Here is a 17660-nt window from a genome sequence, read left to right as displayed (position 1 = left end):
GGGGCTGGGCGGGCTTCGGGTCGGGCATCGGCGGGCGGCGGGGTGAAGCCGTGGATTCTACGGAGCGCCTTTGCCACGCCATCGCTCGCGCAGCGGCCGCCAAGCCGGGCCGGGCGGCGCGGCAGGAAAATGCGGGGAACTTCCGCCGGCGGCTTGGACAAATTCACAGTTTGAAACGTCGCTTCGGTCAGGCTTGCTACCATTGCCGCGGCCCATCGGCCCGCCGGCGGTACTTTGTTCGCCGCAGTCTCTCGATATGAAATTCCACCCCCAAGACCATCGCATCACTCCCAACTGGCAACGCCGTGGCCTCGTGGTCGCACTGGCCGCCACGCCGGCGCTGCCGGCCCTGGCGCAGTTCCGCGTCGAAGTCTCCGGCGTCGGCCTGACCCAGCTGCCCATCGCTCTGGTACCGTTCCGCGGCGAGGACGCGGCGCCACAGAAGATCAGCGCCATCATCCGCGCCGATCTGGAGCGCACCGGCCAGTTCCGCTCGGTCGACCCGAGCGGCCAGGCCATGGACGAAACCACGCGGCCCGACATGTCGGTGTGGCGCCAGCGCACGGCCGATGCGCTGGCCGGCGGCAGCGTCACCCGCCTGGGCGATGGCCGCTACGACGTACGCTTCCGCCTGTGGGACGTGGTGAAAGGCCAGGACCTGGGCGGCCAGGGCTACGTGGTGCCGCAGGCCGACCTGCGCCTGGCGGCCCACAAGATCGCCGACTACATCTATGAAAAGCTGACCGGCGAGAAGGGCGTGTTCTCCACCCGCCTGGCCTACGTCACCAAGGCGGGCAGCCGCTACACCCTGTGGGTGGCCGATTCCGACGGTGAGAACGCGCAGGCCGCCCTGGGCAGCCCCGAGCCCATCATCTCGCCCACCTGGTCGCCCAACGGCTCGCAATTGGCCTATGTGTCGTTCGAGTCGCGCAAGCCCGTCATCTACGTGCACGACGTGGCCAGCGGCCGCCGGCGCTTGCTGGCCAACTTCCGCGGCTCCAACAGCGCGCCGGCCTGGTCGCCCGACGGCCGCCAGCTGGCCGTCACGCTGTCGCGCGATGGTGGTTCGCAGATCTACCTGATCAGCGCCGGCGGCGGCGAGCCGCGCCGCCTGACGCAGTCGCAGAGCATCGACACCGAGCCCACCTTCTCGCCCGACGGCGGCACCATCTACTTCGTCAGCGACCGCGGCGGCGCGCCGCAGATCTACCGCATGTCGGCCAGCGGCGGCGCAGCGCAGCGCGTCACCTTCAGTGGCGGCTACAACGTGTCGCCGTCCGTCAGCCCGGATGGACGTTATCTGGCATACGTGTCGCGCAGCGCGGCTACAAACTGCAGGTGATGGAGCTGGCCTCTGGCAACGTCACCGCGGTCACCGACACGGCGGAAGACGAAAATCCGAGCTTCGCGCCCAACAGCCGCCTGATCGTGTACGCCACACGCCAGGGCGGCCGCGAGGCGCTGATGACCACCACGGTGGACGGCAAGATCAAGGCGCGTCTGGCGGGCCGCAGTGGCGACATCCGCGAGCCCTCGTGGGGTCCGTTCCAGCGCTAGTGTTTCAAGGGGCTGCGGGGCAGCCCTGGTTTCTTCAATCGTCAATTCAGGAGTGAGAACAATGATGAAGCGTTATCTGATGGTGGCCGCATTGGCGGCGGTGCTGGCGGGCTGTGGTTCCAACGTCAAGCTCGATCCCCGATCCAGGGCAGCGGGGCGGACGCCACCGCTACCCAGGGTGCGGGTGCCGGCGCGGCCGGCGCAGGTGCGGGCCAGAGCACCGTCACGCAGGTGCAGGCGGGCCCCGCCGGTGCCGATGCCGCCGGCCCGGCCGGCGTGGGCCGCGTCATCTACTTCGACTTCGACAGCTTCACCGTCAAGCCCGAGTACCAGGGCCTGGTGGACCAGCACGCGCGCTTCCTGCAGGGTAACCGCGGCCGCAGCGTGGCCGTCGAAGGCCACACCGACGAGCGCGGCAGCCGCGAATACAACCTGGCCCTGGGCCAGAAGCGTGCCGAGGCCGTGCGCCGCGCGCTGACGCTGGTGGGCGCCACCGACGCGCAGATCGAGGCGGTGAGCTTCGGCGAGGAAAAGCCGGCGGTGAGCGGCTCGTCCGAGGACGCCTACTCGCAGAACCGCCGCGTCGAAATCCGCTACCGCTGATCGCGCCGTGATGCGGATGAATCTTCTTCGGGCCGCCGTGCTGACGGCCACCTGCCTGGTGGCGCAGGGCGCCGCGCAGGCGCAGCTGTTCGGCGACGACCAGGCGCGCCAGGCCATCCTGGACCTGCGCCAGCGCTTCGACCAGTCGGTGGCGGCGCAGAACCGCCTAGTGGACGAGAATACCCAGATGCGCCGCAGCATGCTCGACCTGCAGCAGCAGATCGAATCGCTGCGCGGCGAACTGGCGCGCGCCCGCGGTCAGGAAGAGCAGCTGGCGCGCGACCTGTCCGAGCTGCGCAAGCTGCAAACCGCGCAGCAGGCGCTGGACGAGCGCCTGCGCAAGCTGGAGGCCGCTGAAACCGCGCGGGCTGCCGATCCGGCCGCTGTCGCCACGCCCCGCCGCTGCCCAACGAATCCGCCGCCGGCGGCGAGAAGCAGGACTACGACGCCGCGCTGGCGGTGTTCCGTGCCGGCGACTTCAAGGGCGCGCAGACCGGCTTCGCCAATTTCATCAAGCGCTACCCGCGCAGCAGCCTGGCGCCGTCGGCGCTGTTCTGGCTGGGCAATGCGCAATACGCCACGCGCGACTACAAGGAAGCCATCACCAACTTCCGCTCGCTGCTGACGGCCTCGCCCAACCACCAGCGCGCGCCCGAGGCCATGCTGTCCATCGCCAATTGCCAGATCGAGCTGAAGGACACGCGCGCCGCCCGTTCCACGCTGGAGTCGCTGGTCAAGACCTACCCGCAGTCCGAGGCCGCGCAGGCGGGCAAGGAACGGCTGGCGAGGTTGAAGTGACATCCCCTGAGCGGCTCACGCCGCTTCCCCTTCTTGCTTCGCGAAGGGGAACAACGCCAGCGGGCGGGCCAAGCCCTTCCACGGCGTTCGCTGGCATGGCCTGCTCCGCGGCCCTTTCTGGGCTTGCTGCGCAGCCCGGTGTTGGCTCCCTCCCCGCTGGGGGAGGGTTGGGGTGGGGGCCAGCAGCGCATCCAAAGCGTCGGATGCGAGTTGAGGCTCACGGCGCCTCGCTCATCGCCAGCCCCGATGTATAATGCCAAGTTCCCTTGCCGCACCCCGAACAGACGCCGGGGGCGGCTTTTCTCATCCACAAGGAGAGTCAATGCGTCACTATGAAATTATTTTGCTGATCCACCCGGATCAGAGCGAGCAGGTTCCGGCCATGCTGGAGCGCTACAAGGGCATGATCACCGCCGGCGGCGGCAAGATCCACCGCCAGGAAGACTGGGGCCGCCGTCAGCTGGCCTACCAGATCAACAAGCTGGCCAAGGCCCACTACCTGTGCCTGAACATCGAGGCCGACCAGGCTGTGATGGGCGAGCTGGAGCACGCCTTCCGCTTCAACGACGCCGTGCTGCGTCACCTGACGGTGCAGAAGAAAAAGGCCGAGACCAACCCTTCGTCGATGATGAAGACCGTCGAGCGCGAGGAAGCGCGCAAGGCCCAGCAGGCGGAAACCACCAACTGAGCATGCCCTGGCGTGCGCGCCGGGCGGCCTGAGCCGAGGTGAACCAGACCCGCCTCACGGCCTGCATCGTCGAGATCGGCGCCCTGCGCCTGACCCCGCCGGCGTGCCGGCGCTCGATGCGAGACTCGAACACGAGTCGCAGCAGGAGGAGGGCGGCAGCCCCCGGCAGGTCAAGGCGGCATTGAGGGCGGTGGCCCTCGGCGCCGTGGCCGAAAGGCTCGGCAGGCAGGCGGTGGGTTCCACCTGGTGCTTCACCGGCTTTCTGGCCAGTCCGCGCAACGCCAAGCATGTGGTGCTTCACATCCAGGATTTTCAGCAAGATCAGTTTCAAGGAGGCTCTTAAATGGCCACGTTCAAGAAATTCAACAAGGACAAGCGTCCCAAGCGCAACACCCAGTCGCTGCTGTTCAAGCGCAAGCGTTTCTGCCGCTTCACCGTCGCCGGCGTCGAAGAGATCGACTACAAGGACGTCGACACCCTGCGCGACTTCATCAGCGAGAACGGCAAGATCGTGCCCGCGCGCCTGACCGGCACGCGCGCCATCTACCAGCGCCAGCTCAACACCGCCATCAAGCGCGCGCGCTTCCTGGCGCTGCTGCCCTACACCGACCAGCACCGCGTCTGATAGGAGAACCCTCATGCAAGTCATTCTTCTGGACAAGGTTGTCAACCTGGGCAACCTGGGCGAGATCGTCAAGGTCAAGGACGGCTACGCCCGCAACTTCCTGATTCCCTCGGGCCGCGCCCGCCGCGCCACCGAGGCCGCCAAGGCCGAGTTCGAGGCCCGCCGCGCCGAGCTGGAAAAGCAGGCCGCCGAGAAGCTGGCCGCCGCCCAGGCGCTGGGCGAAAAGCTGAACGGCCAGACCATCAAGCTGACGCAGAAAGCCGGCGTCGACGGCCGCCTGTTCGGTTCGGTCACCAACCACGACATCGCCGACGAGCTCAAGAAGCAGGGCTTCGACGTGCACAAGTCGCAGGTGCGCCTGCCCAACGGCCCGATCAAGACGGTGGGCGACAACACGGTCGAGGTCTCGCTGCACACCGACGTGGATGCCGAGATCACCGTCTCGGTGTACGGCGAAACGGCCTGATCGAGCCGCCGTACCGGCTGTCGACCCCGCACAAGCCGCCCGCCGCCAGGTGGGCGGCTTTGTTTTGGTGTTGACTCGCAGGCGCCGGATGATTCAAAAAAATAGCTGTTTGCGTTGATCCATTAAGGATTTCAGATGCTTTTCTTTTGAATCCATTGCTGGACGAGCGCCACCCACTATAAAAATCATACCGATGCGGTCTTCACCGGCTCCGCATTCTCCACAGCTTCACAACACCAGTTCACCGCTGCTGCACCGCTTGTCCACAGGCTTGTCCCATGACAAGCGGAGCCACGGGCGTAGCATTGACCACGCCTTCCCTGCCGCAGTTCGCCGCTGCCTCGCTGCCCTCGATGTCTTCCGTCTTTCCTCCCGCCTACGCCGACCTCGGCGACGACCTCCCCACCGACCGCCAGGTCGCGCAGCTGCGCATCCCGCCGCACTCGCTGGAGGCCGAATCCAGCGTGCTGGGTGGCCTGCTGCTCGACAACAACGCGTGGGACCGCGTGGGCGACGTGCTGATCGACAGCGACTTCTACCGCTACGAGCACCGGCTGGTCTATGCCGCCATCGGCAAGCTCATCAACGAGACCAAGCCGGCCGACGTCATCACCGTTTACGAAGAGCTGCAGCGCCAGGGCAAGGGCGACGAGATCGGCGGGCTGGTCTACCTGAACTCGCTGGCGCAGTACGTGCCCAGCGCCAGCAACATCCGCCGCTATGCCGAGATCGTGCGCGAGCGCTCGATCCTGCGCAAGCTGGTCAGCGCCAGCGACGAGATCGCCACCAGCGCCTTCAACCCGCAGGGCCGGGCGGTGGACAAGATCCTCGACGAAGCCGAAGGCAAGATCTTCAAGATCGGCGAGGAAGGCTCGCGCATGAAGCAAGGCTTCCAGGCCATGGACAGCCTGGTGGTGCAGCTGCTCGACCGCGTGCAGGAGATGGCCGACAACCCGAACGACGTGACGGGCGTGCCCACCGGCTTCATCGACCTCGACCGCATGACCGCCGGCCTGCAGGCGGGCGACCTGGTGGTGCTGGCCGCGCGCCCGTCGATGGGCAAGACGGCGTTCGCCATCAACATCGCCGAGCACGTGGCGCTGAACGAGGGCCTGCCGGTGGCTGTGTTCTCGATGGAAATGGGCGCCGCCCAGCTGGCGGTGCGTATCGTCGGCTCCATCGGCCGCATCGACCAGGGCCACCTGCGCACCGGCAAGCTGACCGACGAGGAATGGCCGCGCCTGACCGAGGCCATCGAGCGCCTGCGCAACGTCAGCCTGCACATCGACGAGACGCCGGGCCTCACGCCGTCCGAGCTGCGCGCCAACGCGCGCCGCCTGGCGCGCCAGTGCGGCAAGCTGGGCCTGATCGTGGTCGACTACCTGCAACTGATGAGCGGATCAAGCTCCGACGGCGAGAACCGCGCCACCGAGCTGGGCGAAATCTCGCGCGGCCTGAAGGCGCTGGCCAAGGAGCTGCAATGCCCCGTGATCGCGCTGTCGCAGCTCAACCGCAGCGTGGAGCAGCGCACCGACAAGCGCCCCATGATGAGCGACCTGCGCGAATCCGGCGCCATCGAGCAGGACGCCGACATCATCATGTTCATCTACCGCGACGACTACTACAACAAGGATTCGCGCGAACCCGGCGTGGCCGAGATCATCATCGGCAAGCAGCGCAACGGGCCCACGGGCACCGTCAAGCTCACCTTCCTGAAGCCGCTGACGCGCTTCGAGAGCATGGCCTTTGGCGGCAGCGACGACTTCTGAGCGCGGCGCCAGGCTGGGCAAGAGGGGCTTGCCAAATTTTCTTGACAATGAAAATAGCTGCTGGCGCCCGATTGCCGGGCGCTAGCAGCTATCATTATTGAATCAAGAAACGACGCCAAATGGCTATCGCCTGTTTTCAGGCTGCTGGCGCCGCTGACAGCGTCAGATCACCTTGGCGATCGACGCGCACACGTGGCCGATGTTCTTCTCGTTCAGCGCCGCCACGCACATGCGGCCGGTGTCGGTGCCGTACACGCCGAATTCGTTGCGCAGGCGCACCATCTGGTCCTTGCTGAGACCCGAGTAGCTGAACATCCCCACCTGCGTGGTGATGAAGCCCATGTCCTGCTGCACGCCCGCTGCCTTCAGGCCGTCGACCAGTGCCTGGCGCATGGCCTTGATTCGGGTGCGCATGCCGGCCAGTTCTTCTTCCCACTGGGCGCGCAACTTGGGTCGTCCAGCACCATCGCCACCACGGCGCCGCCATGCGTGGGTGGGTTGCTGTAGTTGGTGCGGATCATGATTTTCAGCTGGCTCAGCACCTTGGCCGCTTCTTCCTTGCTGGCGCACACCACCGACAGGGCGCCCACGCGCTCGCCGTACAGGCTGAAGCTTTTGCTGAACGAGGTGGAGACAAAGATGTCGAGCCCCGCGGCCACGAACTGGCCGACCACCGCGCCGTCTTCGGCGATGCCCTGGGCAAAGCCCTGGTAGGCCATGTCGAGGAAGGCGGTCAGCTTGCCGGCCTTCACCACCTCGATCACCTGCGCCCATTGCGCTGGCGTGATGTCGTAGCCCGTCGGGTTGTGGCAGCAGGCGTGCAGCACCACGATGGTGCCGGGCGCGGCGGCCTTCAGGTCGGCCAGCATGCCGTCGAAGTTCAGGCTGCGCGTGGCGGCGTCGTAGTAGCGGTAGGTGCCCACCTCGAAGCCGGCCTGCGTGAACAGCGCGCGGTGGTTCTCCCAGCTCGGGTCGCTGATCAGCACCTTGGCGTTGGGGCTGAGCTTCTTCAGAAAGTCGGCGCCGATCTTCAGCCCGCCCGTGCCGCCCAGCGCCTGCACCGTGGCCACGCGGCCCTGCGTGACGACGTCGGAATCGGCGCCGAACACCAGCTTCTTCACCGCGTTGTCGTAGGCGGCAATGCCGTCGATCGGCAGGTAGCCGCGCGGCTTCGGCGCGTCCATCAGCGCCTTCTCGGCCGCCTGCACGCAGGCCAGCAGCGGCAGCTTGCCGTTCTCGTCGAAGTACACGCCGACGCCCAGGTTGACCTTGTTGGGGTTGGTGTCGGCGGCAAACTGCTCGTTCAGACCCAGGATCGGGTCGCTGGGGGCCATTTCGACGGCGGAAAACAAAGACATGGTGGTCAATCCTGTGGGCTGAAAAGGGCGGACAAAAGGCGTGCGGCGGTGTCCAACTGGCCCGCATGCGCTACGCTGGAGGAAAACCCTTGAATTTTAGCGGCCCGCCCCGAACCGTTTCATCTGTATGACCACCATCGCAGCGGCCGAGACGCCGACCACCGGCCAGTTCGTCACCTTCCCCGACTCGCCGTTTCAGCTTTTCCAGCCGTATCCGCCGGCGGGCGACCAGCCCACGGCCATCGACGCGCTGGTCGAGGGCGTGGAGAACGGCGAATCGTTCCAGACCCTGCTGGGCGTGACCGGTTCGGGCAAGACCTTCACCATGGCCAACGTGATCGCGCGGCTGGGGCGGCCGGCGATCGTGTTCGCGCCCAACAAGACGCTGGCGGCGCAGCTGTACAGCGAGTTCCGCGAGTTCTTCCCCAGGAACGCGGTCGAGTACTTCGTCAGCTACTACGACTACTACCAGCCCGAGGCCTATGTGCCGCAGCGCGACCTGTTCATCGAGAAGGACAGCGCGATCAACGAGCACATCGAGCAGATGCGCCTGTCGGCCACCAAGAGCGTGCTGGAGCGGCGCGACACGGTGATCGTGGCCACGGTGTCGGCCATCTACGGCATCGGCGCGCCCGACGACTACCTGCAGATGCGGATGATCCTGAAGGTGGGTGGCAAGCAGGGCCAGCGCGACGCCATCGCGCAGCTGGTGCGCATGCAGTACCAGCGCAACGACATGGACTTCGCGCGCGGCACCTTCCGCGTGCGCGGCGACACCATCGACGTGTTCCCGGCCGAACACAGCGAGCTGGCGGTGCGCATGGAGTTGTTCGACGACGAGGTGGAAAGCATCAGCCTGTTCGACCCGCTCACCGGCCGCATCCAGCAGAAGGTGCCGCGCTTCGTCATCTACCCCAGCAGCCACTACGTGACGCCGCGCGAGAAGACGCTGGCGGCGGTCGAATCGATCAAGCTGGAGCTGGCCGAGCGCCTCAAGTTCTTCGTCGCCGAAGGCAAGCTGGTCGAGGCGCAGCGGCTGGAGCAGCGCACGCGGTTCGATCTGGAGATGCTGAGCGAGCTGGGCCACTGCAAGGGCATCGAGAACTACACGCGCCATCTGTCGGGCGCCGCGCCGGGCGATCCGCCCGCCACGCTGACCGACTACCTGCCGCGCGATGCCATCATGTTCCTGGACGAGAGCCACCAGATGATCGGCCAGCTGAACGCCATGTACAACGGCGACAAGGCGCGCAAGACCACGCTGGTCGAATACGGATTCCGCCTGCCCAGCGCGCTGGACAACCGGCCGCTGAAGTTTGCCGAGTTCGAGCAGCGCATGCGGCAGGTGGTGTTCGTCAGCGCCACGCCGGCCGACTACGAGAAGACGCATGCCGGCCAAGTGGTGGAGCAGGTGGTGCGGCCCACGGGTCTCGTCGACCCCGAGGTCGAGGTGCGCCCGGCCACGCACCAGGTGGACGACGTACTTCAGGAAATCCGCCTGCGCACCGAGAAGCACGAGCGCGTGCTGATCACCACGCTGACCAAGCGCATGGCCGAGCAATTGACCGAGTACCTGACCGACAACGGCGTGAAGGTGCGCTACCTGCACTCCGACGTCGATACCGTGGAGCGCGTGGAGATCATCCGCGACCTGCGCCTGGGCGCGTTCGACGTGCTGGTGGGCATCAACCTGCTGCGCGAGGGGCTGGACATTCCCGAGGTGTCGCTGGTGGCCATCCTCGACGCCGACAAGGAAGGTTTTCTGCGCGCCGAGCGTTCATTGATCCAGACCATCGGCCGTGCGGCGCGCAACGTCAACGGCAAGGCCATCCTGTACGCCGACCGCATCACCGAATCGATGAAGAAGGCCATGGGCGAGACTGAGCGCCGCCGCGCCAGGCAGATCGCCTTCAACGCCGAGCATGGCATCACGCCGCGCGGCATCGTCAAGCAGGTGCGGGATCTGATCGACGGCGTCTACAGCGACAAGGGTGGCGGCACCGACGCCCAAGTGCTGGCGGCCGAGGTGGCGCGCGCCAGGGTCGAGGACATGTCCGAGAAGGACATCGCGCGCGAGATCAAGCGGCTGGAAAAGCTCATGCTGGAGCACGCGCGCAACCTGGAGTTCGAGCAGGCGGCGCGCGTGCGCGACCAGTTGCACGTGCTGAAGCAAAGCGCCTTTGGCGCGCCCGGCACCGACAACCTGAGCAGCCTGGCCGGCCGCAGCGCGGCCTAGCCTGCCGCGCCTGACTTCCTTCAGCTGACCGACAGGCTGTTGGTCACCGACTTCACGCCTTCCACCTCGCGTGCCAGCGTGGCGGCGCGGTCCTTGGCGGCCTGGCTGGGCGCCGGGCCGGTGAGGGTGACGGCACCGTCCTTGGTGTCCACGTTGATGCGCAGCGCGCTCAGGTCCGGGTCCTTCGCCAGCCTGGCGTTGACCGAGGCGGTGATGGCCACGTCGCTGGCCAGCCCGGCGGCGTCGCGCGCACCTTCCTTGATGGCTTCACCGGCCTTGGCGGCTTCGGCACGTGCCTCGGCCGTCGCGGCGGCGGCATCGGCCTTCAGTTCGCGGCCAGCCTCGGCAGCGTCTGCTTTCAGCTCGCGGCCCGCTTCGGCAGCCTCGCGGCCGGCTTGCTGGGCCTCGGCTTTCAATTCGCGGCCAGCCTCTTGGGCGTCGGCCTTCAGTTCGCGGCCGGCTTCGGCCGCCTGCGTCGCGGCCTGATCGACCTGGCGCTGCGCCTGTTCCTGCTCGCTCTTGCTGCAGGCGCCCAACGCGGCGGCCATCAGCACGGCCAGGGCGATCGCGGCGGGGCGGGTGTGGTTCATCTTTTTCATGGGGTTTCCTTTCGGGGTCAAGAGAACTGGTTGAAAACCGGTAGAAAACGGCCAGCGAGGACGGCCGGTCAGCGCGTCACCACGTCCAGCCGGTTGCGCACGGCCAGCACGCCATCGGTGGTGCGGGCCAGCAATTCAGCGTCCGAGCGCGCGGCTTCGGACGGTACATGGCCCCGCAACCACACGACGCCCTGCAGCGTCTGCACCTTGATCGGCGCCTCGCGCAGGCTGCGCTCGCGCGCCAGGCGTGCGCTGATCGCCTGGGTGATGTCGGCATCGTGAATGGCGGCGGCAGCTTCGCGATCCAGTCCGGCCCGCGCCTCGCGCGCCTGTTGCTCGGCCACGTCGGCCTTGCGTTGCGCCTCCACGGCAGCGGCCTGGCTGCGGGCCATCTGGGTTTCGAACGAAGGGGCGTCGTGCGCGCCGAGCCGGTCGTTGTCGCGGCCACCGCAGGCGGCCAGCCCGCCCGCCAGCACCGCCGCGGCCAGCAGCGCGCGGAAGGTCGAGGCGTGGAACGGGGTTTCATGAATGGTGGCTTTCGGTTGTCTGGGTGGGGTTGTCTGGGAGAGGTTGAAACGTCCTCCGCAATTTAGGGCGGGGGCCGTGCCCTGCATGTCCGTGCAAGGGCCACCTCGGTGTAGGAAAAGCCGGCGGCGCCTTGCGAGGCAGTGCCGCCAGCGCACGCAAAGCCCCACGCTGCAGTGGGAATTGCTGTATACTTGATCAAAACACTCGGAAATAGACGGCAGCAGCGCCATCCTGGTTGCCCAAGCCGTCAGACACCGAATCGGTCGCGGTCCCAGGGCCTGCGACAACCATCGACATACCCATACGCCAAGGAGCTTCACATGCGCCTAACCACCAAGGGACGTTTCGCCGTCACGGCCATGATCGACTTGGCTTTGCGCCAGGACAACGGCCCGGTCACGCTGGCCGCCATCAGCCAGCGGCAGCAGATTTCGCTGTCGTACCTCGAACAACTGTTCGGCAAGCTGCGCCGGCACGAGCTGGTCGAATCCACCCGCGGGCCGGGGGCGGCTACTCGCTCGGCCGCAAGGCGGCCGACATCACGGTGGCCGACATCATCACCTCGGTCGACGAGCCGCTGGACGCCACGCATTGCGGCGGCAAGGAAAATTGCCGCGGCGAGGGCGGGCGCTGCATGACGCACGATCTGTGGACCTCGCTCAACGACCGCATGATCGAGTTCCTGGAATCGGTGACGCTGCAGAAGCTGGTGGACGACCAGCACGCCAACGGCATCGAGATCGAGGACAAGCCCGCCACCAAGCGCGCCATCTCGTCCGCGCCGGTGGTCAAGCCGATCCGCGTCAACGCACCCAACTCGGTCTTCGCACTGGGTGGGTTGACTACAAAATAAGTAGCTGCTGGCGCTTGCTGGGCAAGCGCTGGAGGCCGAAAACGTTCATAAACCAACCAGAACCCTGCGATTGCCATTCGCCATGAGCCAGACTCCGCATTTCCCCATCTACATGGACTACGGCGCCACCACGCCGTGCGACCCGCGCGTGGTCGACGCCATGGTGCCGTGGTTGTACGAGCACTTCGGCAATGCCGCCAGCCGCAGCCACGCCTGGGGCTGGGAGGCCGAGAAAGCCGTTGAAACCGCCCGCGAGCAGGTGGCCGACCTGATCGGTGCCGACCCGCGCGAGATCGTGTGGACCAGCGGCGCCACCGAATCCACCAACCTGGCGCTCAAGGGCGCGGCCCACTTCTACAAGGGCAAGGGCAAGCACCTCATCACCCTCAAGACCGAGCACAAAGCCACGCTGGACACCATGCGCGAGCTGGAGCGCCAGGGCTTCGAAGTGACCTACCTCGACGTGCAGGAAGACGGTCTGCTGGATCTGGACAAGTTCAAGGCCGCCATCCGCCCCGACACCATCCTGGCCAGCGTGCTGTTCGTCAACAACGAGATCGGCGTGATCCAGGACATCGCCGCCATCGGCGCCATCTGCCGCGAGAAGGGCGTGCTGCTGCACGTCGACGCGGCGCAGGCCACGGGCCGTGTCGAGATCGACCTGAAGACGCTGCCCGTCGACCTGATGAGCCTGACCGCGCACAAGACCTACGGCCCCAAGGGCGTGGGCGCGCTGTACGTGCGCCGCAAGCCGCGCGTGCGCCTGGAGGCGCAGATGCACGGCGGCGGCCACGAGCGCGGCATGCGCAGCGGCACGCTGCCCACGCACCAGATCGTCGGCATGGGCGAGGCCTACCGCATCGCCAAGGCGCAGATGCAAGAGGACAACGCCCACGCCGCACGCCTGCAGAAGCGCCTGCTGGACGGCCTGAAGGAGATCGAGCAGGTCTTCATCAACGGCAGCCTGGAACGCCGTGTGCCGCAGAACCTGAACATGAGCTTCAACTACGTCGAGGGCGAGTCGCTGATCATGGGCATCAAGGGGCTGGCGGTTTCGTCCGGCTCGGCCTGCACTTCGGCATCGCTGGAACCCAGCTACGTGCTGCGCGCCCTGGGCCGCAGCGACGAACTGGCCCACAGCAGCCTGCGCATGACCATCGGCCGCTTCACCACCGAGGAAGAGATCGACTACGCCATCCAGACGATCCGCGAGAACGTCGCCAAGCTGCGTGAACTCAGCCCGCTGTGGGAGATGCACCAGGAAGGCATCGACCTGTCCACCATCCAGTGGGCGGCACATTGAATCTTGAATCAGATTGACCGCTAGCGCCCATCCACAAAGCGCAAATAGCTATCAATAAAGGAGTAAACACCATGGCCTATTCTGAAAAAGTCATTGACCACTACGAGAACCCCGCAACGTCGGCAGCTTTGACAAGGGCGACGACAGCGTGGGCACCGGCATGGTCGGCGCACCGGCCTGCGGCGACGTGATGAAGCTGCAGATCAAGGTCAACCCGCAGACGGGCGTGATCGAGGACGCGCGCTTCAAGACCTACGGCTGCGGTTCGGCCATCGCCTCCAGCTCGCTCGTCACCGAATGGGTCAAGGGCAAGACGCTGGACGAGGCGGCCGAGCTGAAGAACAGCCAGATCGCCGAAGAGCTGGCCCTGCCGCCGGTGAAAATTCACTGCTCGATCCTGGCCGAGGACGCCATCAAGGCGGCGGTGCAGGATTACAAGAACAAGCACACCGTCGCCGCCTGAAGGCGCCGACGCAACCCACGTGTGCCGCGCACGCCGCGGCGCGATCACCAACGCGTTGTTCTCACGAAAGGCTCTTGGACATGGCACTTGATCACCTCTTGCCCGGACAGACGCAGGCACTCGTCCCCGAAGGTCCGCTGCCGACCGAGTTCGAATCGCGGGCGCTGTTCAAGGGCGAGGACCTGGAGGTGATGCTGCTGCTGATGCCCGAGGGCCGGCGCATGCTGGATCACCGGGTCGACGGCGAGATCACGATGCAGTGCATCAAGGGTTGTGTCGACGTCATCTCGCACGCGCTGGGCGAGCCCGATCCGCGCCCCAAGGCACGCCTGACCGAAGGCGAGCTGATGTACCTGCAGCGCGGCGAGCCGCACCAGTTGCTGGCCGTCGTGGGCTCGGTCGTCCTGCTCACCATTGCATTGCGCAAGAACTGAAATCGAAGAAAGCATCATGGCCGTCACATTGAGCGAAGCCGCTGCGCGGCACGTCACCAAATACCTCGCCAAGCGTGGCAAAGGGGTGGGCGTGCGCCTGGGCGTCAAGACCACGGGCTGTTCGGGCCTGGCCTACAAGCTCGAATACGTGGACGAGGTCGCGCCCGAGGACGAGCTGTTCGAGCAGCACGGCGTCAAGCTGATGATCGACCCCAAGAGCCTGGCCTACATCGACGGCACCGAACTCGACTACGTGCGCGAGGGCCTGAACGAGGGCTTTCGCTTCAACAACCCCAACGAGCGCGACCGCTGCGGCTGCGGCGAATCGTTCCGCGTCTGACAGCGCGCGCGCCCGAGCATGGCGAAGGCGACGGTCAGCGTCACGATCGACAACGAACGCGACATCCTGGCCGTCAACGCGTGGTTTCGCCGCTGGGGCACGCGCATCCAGTGCTCCGACAACCAGGGCTGCGGCTGTTGCGTCGACATCTGGCGTGTCGAGGCGCCGGCCGAGGCCCTTGCTGAACTGCCCACCGGCATGGTGGCGCCGGTGCCACCCGTTTCACACGATCCGCATCCATGAACCTGCAATCCACCGACTTCGAGCTGTTCGCCGTGCCGCCCCGCTTCGCGCAGGACGCGGCGCAGCTCGATGCGCGCTGGAAGGAGCTGCAGCGGCAGGTGCACCCCGACAAGTTCGCCGCCCAGGGCGCGGCCGCGCAGCGTGTGGCCATGCAGTGGTCGGCGCGCATCAACGAGGCCTATCGCCGGCTGAAGGATCCACTGAAGCGCGCGGCCTACCTGTGCGAGCTGAACGGCGCGCCCATCGACGCAGAAAGCAACACCGCCATGCCGGCGGAGTTCCTGATGCAGCAGATGGAGCTGCGCGAGGCGGTGGACGACGCGGTCGACGCCGCGGCCATGGATGAAATCGGCCGCCAGTCGGCCACGCTGAAGCGCGAGATGCTCCTGAAACTGGAGCAACAGATGGATGCCCAGCACGACTGGCCAGCCGCCGCCCAAACCGTGCGGGCACTGATGTTTCTCGACAGGCTGGCCGGCGACATCGACCGCAAGCGTGCGACACTCGAATGATTTTTCGCGCGCATTTCTGAACCCCGCTGTATGGCTCTGCTGCAAATTTCCGAACCCGGCCAATCGCCCGACCCGCACCAGCGGCGCATCGCCGTGGGCATCGACCTGGGCACCACCCATTCGCTGGTGGCCGCCGTGCGCCACGGCGTGGCCGAATGCCTGCCGGACGAGCAGGGCAGGGTGCTGCTGCCTTCGGTGGTGCGCTACCTGCCGGGCGGTTGCCGCCAGATCGGCCATGACGCGCTGGCGAACGCCGCGCAGGATGCCGAGAACACCATCACCTCGGTCAAGCGCCTGATGGGCCGCGGCGCCGCCGACATCGCCGGCCGCGACCAGCTGCCCTACCGGCTGATCGACCAGCCCGGCATGGTGGGCATCCAGACGCCGCATGGCGAAAAGTCGCCGGTCGAGGTCAGCGCCGACATACTGGCCACGCTGCGCTACCGCGCCGAAGACACTTTTGAAGCAGACCTGTACGGCGCCGTCATCACCGTGCCCGCCTACTTCGACGACGCGCAGCGCCAGGCCACCAAGGACGCCGCGCAGCTGGCCGGCATCAACGTGCTGCGCCTGATCAACGAACCCACCGCCGCGGCCATCGCCTACGGCCTGGACAACGCCAGCGAAGGCGTTTACGCCGTGTTCGACCTGGGCGGCGGCACCTTCGACGTGTCGATCCTGCGGCTCACGCAGGGCGTGTTCGAGGTCATCGCCACGGGCGGCGATTCGGCCCTGGGTGGCGACGACTACGACCGCCTGCTGGCCGACTGGCTGCTGGCGCAGACCGGTGCCACGGCCGCAACCGCCACCGACAAGGCGGCGCTGAAAGCCGCGGCGCGCGCCGCCAAGGAAGCCTTGAGTGCTTCTGAAAACGTAGCTTTCAGCGCAATGCTGGCGGGCGCTGAAGCCCGATTTGACTTGAAATCCGCAGATTTCGAGGCCGCCACCGCCGCACTGACGCAGCGCTGCCTGACCACCGTGCGCCAGGTGCTGCGCGATGCGCAACTGGCACCGAATGAGGTCAAGGGCGTGGTGATGGTGGGCGGCTCCACGCGCATGCCGGTGATCCGCCGCGCCGTGGCCGACTTCTTCGGCCGCGAGCCGCTGGTCAACCTCAACCCCGACGAAGTGGTGGCGCTGGGCGCCGCCATCCAGGCCAACCAGCTGGCCGGCAACGACGCGGCGGGTGACCTGCTGCTGCTCGACGTGATTCCGCTCTCGCTCGGCATCGAGACCATGGGCGGCCTGGTCGAGCGCATCGTGCCGCGCAATCAGACCATCCCCACCGCGATGGCGCAGGACTTCACCACCTACAAGGACGGCCAGACGGCACTGGCGCTGCACGTGGTGCAGGGCGAGCGCGACCTGGTGCAGGACTGCCGCAGCCTGGCGCGCTTCGAGCTGCGCGGCATCCCGCCCATGGCGGCGGGTGCGGCGCGCATCCGCGTCACCTTCACCGTCGATGCCGATGGTCTGCTGCACGTCGGCGCGAAAGAGCAGACCAGCGGCGTCGAGGCGCACATCGACGTCAAGCCCAGCTACGGCCTCTCCGACGAGCAGATCGCCCGGATGCTGCAGGACAGCTTCAGCACCGCCGAGGCCGATGTGAAGGCGCGCGCGCTGGTCGAGGCGCGCGTCGATGCCGACCGCATGCTGCTGGCCACGCAGAGCGCGCTGGATGCCGATGGCGCCTTGCTGTCGAAGGAAGAACGCGCCGAAGTCGACGCGCTGATGCTGTCGCTGCGCGGCATCGCCGCCAACAGCACCGACGCCGCCGCCATCGAAGCCGCCACCAAGGCGCTGGCCGATGGCACCGAGGCGTTCGCCGCCATGCGCATGAACGCCAGCATCCAGAAGGCCCTGTCCGGAAAATCGGTCGAATCGATCTGAACACCATGCCCACCATCACCGTTCTTCCCCATCCCGAGTACTGCCCCGAAGGCGCAGAGATCCAGGCCAACGTGGGCGACTCGATCTGCGAGGCGCTGCTGGACAACGACATCCCCATCGAGCACGCCTGCGAGATGAGCCGCGCCTGCACCACCTGCCACTGCATCGTGCGCGAGGGTTTCGATTCGCTGAACGAAGCCGAGGAGGAGGAGGAAGACCTGCTCGACCGCGCCTGGGGCCTGGAGCCGCTGTCGCGCCTGTCGTGCCAGGCCATCGTGGGCAAGACGGACCTGACGGTGGAAATCCCGCGCTACTCCATCAACCATGCGCGGGAAAACCACTGAACCGCTGGCGCGTTCGGCGTGAATCACCGGGTGCTCATGAATCAATAGTGG

15 protein-coding genes and 6 pseudogenes are annotated in these 17660 nt (G+C 66.7%); 18 read left to right on the top strand and 3 right to left on the bottom strand.

All coding sequences use genetic code 11. The annotated features are described in order from the left end of the window. The first annotated feature begins 256 nt into the window (after nucleotides 1-256). The 8 genes and pseudogenes from tolB (at nucleotide 257) to dnaB (ending at nucleotide 6506) form a co-directional block, all read left to right on the top strand. A pseudogene (gene tolB, locus H0I39_RS02900) lies at nucleotides 257-1557 on the top strand (Tol-Pal system beta propeller repeat protein TolB). Between the two features lie 231 nt (nucleotides 1558-1788). After that, nucleotides 1789-2160, top strand: a complete 372-nt coding sequence (gene pal / locus H0I39_RS02895) for a peptidoglycan-associated lipoprotein Pal (RefSeq protein WP_373368248.1) — start codon at nucleotides 1789-1791, stop codon at nucleotides 2158-2160. A gap of 10 nt (nucleotides 2161-2170) precedes the next feature. After that, nucleotides 2171-2958 (top strand): annotated as a pseudogene (ybgF, locus tag H0I39_RS23870) (tol-pal system protein YbgF). Between the two features lie 322 nt (nucleotides 2959-3280). Then, nucleotides 3281-3646 carry a 30S ribosomal protein S6 gene (rpsF, locus tag H0I39_RS02885; protein ID WP_180549507.1) on the top strand — a complete coding sequence of 122 codons (366 nt, stop codon included), beginning with the start codon at nucleotides 3281-3283 and terminating at the stop codon, nucleotides 3644-3646. A gap of 38 nt (nucleotides 3647-3684) precedes the next feature. Then, nucleotides 3685-3989, top strand: a pseudogene (gene priB / locus H0I39_RS02880) (primosomal replication protein N). Then, entirely contained in the window at nucleotides 3990-4271 is a 282-nt protein-coding gene (gene rpsR / locus H0I39_RS02875) for a 30S ribosomal protein S18 (protein WP_180549506.1), read from the top strand. A gap of 13 nt (nucleotides 4272-4284) precedes the next feature. Beyond that, nucleotides 4285-4737: a 50S ribosomal protein L9 gene (gene rplI, locus H0I39_RS02870; RefSeq protein ID WP_180549505.1), complete on the top strand. Its 453-nt coding sequence runs from the start codon at nucleotides 4285-4287 to the stop codon at nucleotides 4735-4737. A gap of 353 nt (nucleotides 4738-5090) precedes the next feature. Then, nucleotides 5091-6506, top strand: a complete 1416-nt coding sequence (gene dnaB, locus H0I39_RS02865; protein WP_180551663.1) for a replicative DNA helicase — start codon at nucleotides 5091-5093, stop codon at nucleotides 6504-6506. Between the two features lie 162 nt (nucleotides 6507-6668). Here the strand turns inward: dnaB and H0I39_RS02860 are convergent. Next, nucleotides 6669-7864 (bottom strand): annotated as a pseudogene (locus tag H0I39_RS02860) (amino acid aminotransferase). A 127-nt stretch (nucleotides 7865-7991) separates the two neighbouring features. On the opposite strand from H0I39_RS02860, the gene uvrB reads away from it, so the two are divergent. Then, on the top strand, nucleotides 7992-10100 hold the full coding sequence (gene uvrB / locus H0I39_RS02855; RefSeq protein WP_180549504.1) for an excinuclease ABC subunit UvrB: 2109 nt from the start codon (nucleotides 7992-7994) through the stop codon (nucleotides 10098-10100). A 20-nt stretch (nucleotides 10101-10120) separates the two neighbouring features. Here uvrB and H0I39_RS02850 read toward each other — a convergent pair whose 3' ends face one another. Both H0I39_RS02850 and H0I39_RS02845 read right to left on the bottom strand, forming a co-directional pair. After that, nucleotides 10121-10699, bottom strand: a complete 579-nt coding sequence (locus H0I39_RS02850; RefSeq protein WP_257645584.1) for a BON domain-containing protein — start codon at nucleotides 10697-10699, stop codon at nucleotides 10121-10123. Nucleotides 10700-10767: 68 nt separating this feature from the next. After that, nucleotides 10768-11313: a BON domain-containing protein gene (locus H0I39_RS02845; RefSeq protein ID WP_180549503.1), complete on the bottom strand. Its 546-nt coding sequence runs from the start codon at nucleotides 11311-11313 to the stop codon at nucleotides 10768-10770. 234 nt (nucleotides 11314-11547) lie between these two features. Here H0I39_RS02845 and iscR point away from each other — a divergent pair. The 9 genes and pseudogenes from iscR to fdx all read left to right on the top strand — a co-directional run bounded on the left by iscR (nucleotide 11548) and on the right by fdx (nucleotide 17609). After that, nucleotides 11548-12080: pseudogene (iscR, locus tag H0I39_RS02840) on the top strand (Fe-S cluster assembly transcriptional regulator IscR). Nucleotides 12081-12162: 82 nt separating this feature from the next. Further along, entirely contained in the window at nucleotides 12163-13383 is a 1221-nt protein-coding gene (locus tag H0I39_RS02835) for an IscS subfamily cysteine desulfurase (RefSeq protein ID WP_180549502.1), read from the top strand. A 71-nt stretch (nucleotides 13384-13454) separates the two neighbouring features. Further along, nucleotides 13455-13846, top strand: a pseudogene (iscU, locus tag H0I39_RS02830) (Fe-S cluster assembly scaffold IscU). A gap of 80 nt (nucleotides 13847-13926) precedes the next feature. Next, complete coding sequence (locus H0I39_RS02825; protein WP_180549501.1) at nucleotides 13927-14280, top strand: cupin domain-containing protein; 354 nt, start codon at nucleotides 13927-13929, stop codon at nucleotides 14278-14280. Nucleotides 14281-14296: 16 nt separating this feature from the next. Beyond that, complete coding sequence (gene iscA / locus H0I39_RS02820) at nucleotides 14297-14620, top strand: iron-sulfur cluster assembly protein IscA (protein ID WP_180549500.1); 324 nt, start codon at nucleotides 14297-14299, stop codon at nucleotides 14618-14620. 18 nt (nucleotides 14621-14638) lie between these two features. Then, nucleotides 14639-14863, top strand: coding sequence for a hypothetical protein (locus H0I39_RS02815; RefSeq protein WP_180549499.1), 225 nt, complete (start codon nucleotides 14639-14641; stop codon nucleotides 14861-14863). Next, nucleotides 14860-15375: a Fe-S protein assembly co-chaperone HscB gene (hscB, locus tag H0I39_RS02810; RefSeq protein ID WP_180549498.1), complete on the top strand. Its 516-nt coding sequence runs from the start codon at nucleotides 14860-14862 to the stop codon at nucleotides 15373-15375. The genes H0I39_RS02815 and hscB overlap by 4 nt, the downstream gene beginning before the upstream one ends. Nucleotides 15376-15405: 30 nt before the next feature. After that, nucleotides 15406-17265 carry a Fe-S protein assembly chaperone HscA gene (gene hscA, locus H0I39_RS02805; RefSeq protein ID WP_180549497.1) on the top strand — a complete coding sequence of 620 codons (1860 nt, stop codon included), beginning with the start codon at nucleotides 15406-15408 and terminating at the stop codon, nucleotides 17263-17265. A 5-nt stretch (nucleotides 17266-17270) separates the two neighbouring features. Further along, complete coding sequence (fdx, locus tag H0I39_RS02800; RefSeq protein ID WP_180549496.1) at nucleotides 17271-17609, top strand: ISC system 2Fe-2S type ferredoxin; 339 nt, start codon at nucleotides 17271-17273, stop codon at nucleotides 17607-17609. Nucleotides 17610-17660 lie beyond the last annotated feature (51 nt).

The organism is Ottowia beijingensis, assembly GCF_013423955.1.
GTDB lineage: Bacteria > Pseudomonadota > Gammaproteobacteria > Burkholderiales > Burkholderiaceae_C > Ottowia > Ottowia beijingensis.
Note: the sequence above shows the minus strand (reverse complement) of the source record. Positions and strands in the feature narration are given on the sequence as shown.

Excerpts from the sequence above, each read along its gene's own strand:
- rpsF (WP_180549507.1), top strand. The coding sequence starts at position 3,281 with ATGCGTCACTATGAAATTATTTTGCTGATCCACCCGGATCAGAGCGAG.
- rpsR (WP_180549506.1), top strand. The coding sequence starts at position 3,990 with ATGGCCACGTTCAAGAAATTCAACAAGGACAAGCGTCCCAAGCGCAAC.
- rplI (WP_180549505.1), top strand. The coding sequence starts at position 4,285 with ATGCAAGTCATTCTTCTGGACAAGGTTGTCAACCTGGGCAACCTGGGC.
- dnaB (WP_180551663.1), top strand. The coding sequence starts at position 5,091 with ATGTCTTCCGTCTTTCCTCCCGCCTACGCCGACCTCGGCGACGACCTC.
- uvrB (WP_180549504.1), top strand. The coding sequence starts at position 7,992 with ATGACCACCATCGCAGCGGCCGAGACGCCGACCACCGGCCAGTTCGTC.
- H0I39_RS02850 (WP_257645584.1), bottom strand. The coding sequence starts at position 10,699 with ATGAAAAAGATGAACCACACCCGCCCCGCCGCGATCGCCCTGGCCGTG.
- H0I39_RS02845 (WP_180549503.1), bottom strand. The coding sequence starts at position 11,313 with ATGCAGGGCACGGCCCCCGCCCTAAATTGCGGAGGACGTTTCAACCTC.
- H0I39_RS02835 (WP_180549502.1), top strand. The coding sequence starts at position 12,163 with ATGAGCCAGACTCCGCATTTCCCCATCTACATGGACTACGGCGCCACC.
- H0I39_RS02825 (WP_180549501.1), top strand. The coding sequence starts at position 13,927 with ATGGCACTTGATCACCTCTTGCCCGGACAGACGCAGGCACTCGTCCCC.
- iscA (WP_180549500.1), top strand. The coding sequence starts at position 14,297 with ATGGCCGTCACATTGAGCGAAGCCGCTGCGCGGCACGTCACCAAATAC.
- H0I39_RS02815 (WP_180549499.1), top strand. The coding sequence starts at position 14,639 with ATGGCGAAGGCGACGGTCAGCGTCACGATCGACAACGAACGCGACATC.
- hscB (WP_180549498.1), top strand. The coding sequence starts at position 14,860 with ATGAACCTGCAATCCACCGACTTCGAGCTGTTCGCCGTGCCGCCCCGC.
- hscA (WP_180549497.1), top strand. The coding sequence starts at position 15,406 with ATGGCTCTGCTGCAAATTTCCGAACCCGGCCAATCGCCCGACCCGCAC.
- fdx (WP_180549496.1), top strand. The coding sequence starts at position 17,271 with ATGCCCACCATCACCGTTCTTCCCCATCCCGAGTACTGCCCCGAAGGC.